Annotated in this window: 4 protein-coding genes; 3 read left to right on the top strand and 1 reads right to left on the bottom strand. The window is 61.5% G+C overall.

Annotation, left to right across the window (positions count from 1 at the left end):
* The first annotated feature begins 9 nt into the window (after positions 1-9).
* The gene (locus tag AC1DUU_RS24610) at positions 10-381 is read left to right on the top strand and encodes a DoxX family protein (RefSeq protein WP_476786000.1); all 372 of its coding nucleotides are present in this window, start codon (positions 10-12) and stop codon (positions 379-381) included.
* 18 nt (positions 382-399) lie between these two features.
* Here the strand turns inward: AC1DUU_RS24610 and AC1DUU_RS24615 are convergent, their stop codons facing one another.
* On the bottom strand, positions 400-1,032 hold the full coding sequence (locus AC1DUU_RS24615; protein WP_476786001.1) for a TetR family transcriptional regulator C-terminal domain-containing protein: 633 nt from the start codon (positions 1,030-1,032) through the stop codon (positions 400-402).
* Between the two features lie 240 nt (positions 1,033-1,272).
* Here AC1DUU_RS24615 and aptA point away from each other — a divergent pair, with 240 nt between their 5' ends.
* Together aptA and AC1DUU_RS24625 are read left to right on the top strand one after the other, a co-directional pair.
* Positions 1,273-2,601 carry an omega-aminotransferase AptA gene (gene aptA / locus AC1DUU_RS24620; protein ID WP_476785998.1) on the top strand — a complete coding sequence of 443 codons (1,329 nt, stop codon included), beginning with the start codon at positions 1,273-1,275 and terminating at the stop codon, positions 2,599-2,601.
* 206 nt (positions 2,602-2,807) lie between these two features.
* Positions 2,808-4,058 (top strand): Zn-dependent hydrolase, encoded by a 1,251-nt coding sequence (locus tag AC1DUU_RS24625; protein ID WP_476785999.1) that lies wholly within the window; start codon positions 2,808-2,810, stop codon positions 4,056-4,058.
* Positions 4,059-4,264 lie beyond the last annotated feature (206 nt).

The raw sequence follows: 4,264 nt of genomic DNA on the forward strand, positions 1-4,264 counted from the left end.
GGGGGATTTATGTTCGACATTTCGACACTGGCATTTGCAGGCCGCCTGCTTCTTGGCGGCGCCTTTGTTTTCGCGGGCCTGCGCAATATCGCCAACGCGACGTTTCTTGCCAGCATGATGACCGCGCGTGGCGTGCCACAGGCACGACTGTTCCTGTGGGCCGGCATCGTGCTCCAGTTAGTGGCCGGGCTGCTGCTGATTGCTGGTCCCTGGATGGCATTTGCCGCAGCGGCCCTGATCGCATTCCTGCTCGTTGCGACCGTCATGTTTCACAATTTCTGGGATTATTCCGGCCCTGATCGCGCTTCGCGCATCAACGGCGTCGTCAGCAATGTTGCTCTGGCCGGCAGCTTCTTGCTGGTGATCGCGGCTGGGCAGTAAACCGGCGAAGAAACCGATTCAGGTCTTTGGCCTAAGCCCTTCAACGAAAAGCTGTTCGAGGAATCGTGCCGCATCCTCGAAACGGCCTTCGCCGCCACGGTCGGTGCCAAGCACCGCACGGACCTGGACGTCGAAATCAGCGTAGTGCTGGGTCGTCGCCCAGATGGCGAAGATGAGGTGCCAAGGGTCGGCCTTGGCAACCTTGCCCGCGCGCATCCAGCCTTTGATGATCTCGACCTTTTCGTCGACCAGCGTTTTCAGCTCGCCTTCGAGCATTGCCATGATGCGCGGGGCGCCCTGCAAGATTTCGTTGGCGAAAAGCCGGCTTTCCCTGGGGAAATCGCGCGCCATCTCGAGCTTGCGCCTGATGTAGCTCCTCAACTCCGTCATCGGATCGCCGATATCGTCAAGCTCCTTCAGCGGCGCCAGCCAGGTGTCGAGCAGCCGGTGCATCAGCGTTTCGTGGATGTCTTCCTTGCGGCGGAAATAATAGAGCAGGTTGGGTTTCGACATGCCCGCCGCTTCGGCGATCTGGTCGATGGTCGAGCCGCGAAAGCCGTTTGTGGAAAACACCTCGAGTGCGGCTTCGAGGATGACCTCGCGCTTCTCCTGCTGGATGCGGGTACGTGCACGCGGTGTCGAGCCTTCCATCGTCATGACGTCCCGCATTCGAGGGTGGGCGACAGAGCGCTCTGGACCAATCCGCTGGACCAGTTCTTGCCGACCTGTGGAGCGCGCCGGTGAAGCCGCATTTCCGGTAGTAATCCCTTGACCGCCAAAGCGGCGGTGCTAACGTTTGTCCAATCGGTCAAAAAATTGCGTAACACAAAAACGCACCGAAGACCAAGCGTTGGCCGTACCGAAACAGGGGAAGAAAGGAAAAGCTTGGTCATGTCGGACAGGCTAAAAGTTACGCCCAACGATCTCAGCGCATTCTGGATGCCGTTCACCTCGAACAGGCAGTTCAAGCAGGCGCCTCGCATGATGGTTGCGGCCAAGGATATGCATTACACGGCCAGCGACGGCCGCAAGATCCTCGACGGCACCGCGGGACTGTGGTGCGTCAATGCCGGCCACTGCCGGCCCAAGATCACCGAGGCGATCCAGCGCCAGGCCGCCGAGCTCGACTACGCCCCGGCGTTCCAGATGGGCCACCCGATCGTCTTCGAACTGGCGAACCGCCTCGTCGACATCGCGCCCAAGGGCATGGACCATGTGTTCTTCACCAATTCCGGCTCGGAATCGGTCGACACCGCGCTCAAGATGGCGATCGCCTATCAGCGCGTGAAGGGCGAGGGCGCGCGCACCCGGCTCATCGGCCGCGAGCGCGGCTATCACGGCGTCAATTTCGGCGGCATCTCGGTTGGCGGCATCGTTACCAACCGCAAGATGTTCGGCACGCTGCTCGGCGGCGTCGATCACATGCCGCACACCCACTTGCCTGCCAAGAACGCCTTCACCAAGGGTGAACCGGAGTATGGCGCGGAGCTTGCCGACGAACTGGAGCGTATCGTCACGCTGCATGACGCCTCGACAATCGCGGCCGTCATCGTCGAGCCGGTTGCAGGCTCCACCGGCGTGCTGATCCCGCCGAAGGGCTATCTGCAGAAGCTGCGCGAGATCTGCACCAAGCACGGCATCCTGTTGATCTTCGACGAGGTCATCACCGGTTTCGGTCGTCTGGGTACGCCGTTCGCCGCCGACTATTTCGGCGTCGTTCCCGACATCATAACCGCTGCAAAGGGTGTGTCCAACGGCGTCATCCCGATGGGCGCGGTGTTCGTGAAGAAGGAAATCCACGACGCCTTCATGACTGGGCCGGAACATCTGATTGAGTTCTTCCACGGCTATACCTATTCGGGCAATCCGATCGCGTCGGCCGCGGCACTCGCCACGCTCGACACCTACAAGGAAGAGGGCTTGCTGACCCGTGGTGCGGAGCTTGCGTCTTATTGGGAAGATGCGCTGCATTCGCTCAAGGGCGAGCCGCACGTCATCGACATCCGCAACATCGGCCTGATCGGCGCGATCGAGCTCCAGCCGATTGCCGGCAGCCCGAGCAAGCGCGCGTTCTCGGCCTTCGTGAAAGCTTTCGAGCGCGGCGCGCTGATCCGGACCACCGGTGACATCATCGCGCTGTCGCCACCGCTGATCATCACCAAGGGCCAGATCAACGAGCTGATTGATCACGTCCGCGAAGTGCTGAGGATGATCGACTGAGGCTGCTCGCGCGTCCGAGTGGATGCGCGACACTTGAGAGCTTGATCCCGGAGCGCGTTCCATGCTCTCCGGGTTTTGCTCCGACGAACAAGGGAGTCCCGCACCATGTTGCGCGGGGCTCTTCGGCGAAAGCCAAACGAAGGAGATGCGGCGTCGGGAACCGCTGGCGTTTCCGGGCATAACAAGGAATGAGAGGACTAATCGACATGGCAGCCCCAGGCGAGAATCTGCGAATCAATTCAGAGCGTTTGTGGGATTCGCTGATGGAGATGGCGAAGATTGGCCCCGGCATTGCCGGCGGCAACAACCGCCAGACCCTGACCGATGAAGACGGCGAGGGCCGCAAGCTCTTCAAGAAATGGTGCGACGCCGCCGGGCTCGACATGGGCATCGACGAGATGGGCACGATGTTTGCCCGCCGCGAAGGCACCGACCCAGAAGCGTTGCCGGTCTATGTCGGCAGCCATCTCGACACGCAGCCGACTGGCGGCAAGTTCGACGGCGTTCTGGGTGTGCTCGGGGGCCTGGAAGTCATCCGCTCGCTCAACGACCTCGGCATCAAGACCAAGCATCCGATCGTCGTCACCAACTGGACCAACGAGGAAGGCACGCGCTTTGCCCCTGCCATGCTGGCGTCTGGCGTGTTCGCCGGTATGCATGAGCAGGACTGGGCCTACGACCGCAAGGACGCGCATGGCAAGCGCTTCGGCGATGAGCTGGAGCGCATCGGCTGGAAGGGCACCGAGAAGGTCGGCGCGCGCAAGATGAAGGCCTTCTTCGAGCTGCATATCGAGCAGGGACCGATCCTCGAGGACGAAGAGATTGAAATCGGCGTCGTCACCCATGGCCAGGGCTTGAAATGGCTGCAGGTAAGCCTGACCGGCATGGAAGCGCACACCGGCTCCACGCCGATGTACAAGCGCCGCAACGCTGGCCTTGGCATGGCGCGGGTGACCGAACTGGTGCACGAGATTGCCATGGACTACCAGCCCGACGCGGTCGGTGCTGTCGGCCACATGGAAGTCTATCCGAATTCGCGCAACATCATTGCCGGGCGCACCGTCTTCACCATCGACATTCGCTCGCCCGAAAAGGAAGTGCTCGACGCCATGGACGGACGCATCCGCGAGGGCGTTGCAACCATCTGCGAGGCGCTCGACATTTCCTTCGAGATCGAGCAGGTCGGCCATTTCGACCCGGTCGCCTTCGACAAGGATTGCGTCAAGGCGGTGCGTGATGCCGCCGACCGGCTTGGCTACAGCCATCGCGACATCGTTTCGGGTGCCGGCCACGACGCCTRCTGGATCAACCGCGTGGCGCCGACGGCGATGGTCTTCTGCCCCTGCGTCGACGGGCTCAGCCACAACGAAGACGAGGAAATCTATCCGGAATGGGCCGCCGCCGGCTGCGACGTGCTGTTCCACGCGGTCCTGGAAACGGCAGGGATCGTGGAGTGAGTTTTTGGGCTCATACCCTTGCGCATCTGACCTCTCCCCGTCTCGGGGAGAGGTGCTTTGCGTTGTTCGTCCAAGGGGCTGTCCTTACATGATCTGAAACACGGCCAAAGCGCTCAAAAGAAGCGCGGCTAGAATAGGGGAACTGCAGAATGACCAAAGTCATCAGAAACGGCACCATTGTCACGGCTGACCGGACGTGGAAGGCC

It is taken from the genome of Aminobacter sp. P4_H6_2 (genome assembly GCF_056400805.1).